At 66.7% G+C, this 1,080-nt stretch carries 2 rRNA genes and 1 pseudogene; 1 reads left to right on the top strand and 2 read right to left on the bottom strand.

What is annotated here, in order from left to right:
• A pseudogene (locus ACFY16_RS20795) lies at positions 1-669 on the top strand (hypothetical protein); the annotation flags it as partial.
• Between the two features lie 117 nt (positions 670-786).
• Here the strand turns inward: ACFY16_RS20795 and rrf are convergent.
• Both rrf and ACFY16_RS20785 read right to left on the bottom strand, forming a co-directional pair.
• A 5S ribosomal RNA gene (gene rrf / locus ACFY16_RS20790) occupies positions 787-903 on the bottom strand.
• A 104-nt stretch (positions 904-1,007) separates the two neighbouring features.
• A 23S ribosomal RNA gene (locus ACFY16_RS20785) occupies positions 1,008-1,080 on the bottom strand; the annotation flags it as partial.

The raw sequence follows: 1,080 nt of genomic DNA, 5'->3' as shown, positions 1-1,080 counted from the left end.
ACGGAAGGGAGGACGCTCACCACGATCGTCACGACGGAAGCCACCCCGGTCACTGTCCCGGCGATCGTCGCGGCGGTCGTCACGCCGATCGTCGCGGCGCTCGTCACGGCGGAAACCGCCGCGGTCCCCGCGGTCATCGCCCCGGCGGTCGTCACGCCGCCCGTAGGCACCGCGGCTGTCGTCACGGCGGCCGTAGCCGCCGCGCTCACCGCGGTCGTCACGGCGGTCGTCTCGGCGGAAGGTTGGGCGGTCACCGCGGTCGTCACGACGCGGCGCACCAGGACGGTCGTCACGCTGGAACGCCGGACGAGACCCCCTGTCCCCGTCACGACGGCCAGAACCACCGCGGTTGTCGTCGCGGCGGAAGCCACCACGGTCCCCGCGGTCGCTGTCCCTACGATCATCACCACGACGATCGTCACGACGGAAACCGCCCCGGTCGCCACCCCGGCCGCTGTCGCGGTGGTCGTCGCGGCGGTCGTCACGCCGGCCGTAACCGCCACGGTCGTGGCCGCCACGCTCGTTGTCACGACGGTCATTGTCGCGCCGGAAGCCGCCACGGTCCCCGCGGTCTCCGCGGTGACCGCCGCGCTCGCCCCGGTCACCACTGTCCCGTCGCCGCTGGTCGCGCTCCGGTCGCTCGTCGGGAGAGTTGGTGGACATGGGTGACTCCTGTCTTCGGTACCGCAGTCATTCTCGCGCAGCCGAGTACCCGGCGCGCTCCAGAAAAAAGAAAAGGACCCCTGGTCCCAGCTGAACGCTGGGACCAGGGGTCCTCCAAATATTGTTCGGCGGCGTCCTACTCTCCCACAGGGTCCCCCCTGCAGTACCATCGGCGCTGTAAGGCTTAGCTTCCGGGTTCGAAATGTAACCGGGCGTTTCCCTCACGCTATAACCACCGAAACCCTAATGGTTTCGAGCGAACAAGCACACTCTTTAATTGTGTGTTCAGCTCAAATCCGGCAACAGTCGTTGCCTCAGAACTAACACAGTGGACGCGAGCAACTGAGGACAAGCCCTCGGCCTATTAGTACCGGTCAACTCCACCCATTACTGGGCTTCCATATCCGGCCTATCAAC

It is taken from the genome of Streptomyces sp. NPDC001315, assembly GCF_042896175.1.
In the GTDB taxonomy this organism is placed as follows: domain Bacteria; phylum Actinomycetota; class Actinomycetes; order Streptomycetales; family Streptomycetaceae; genus Streptomyces.
Note: the sequence above shows the minus strand (reverse complement) of the source record. Positions and strands in the feature narration are given on the sequence as shown.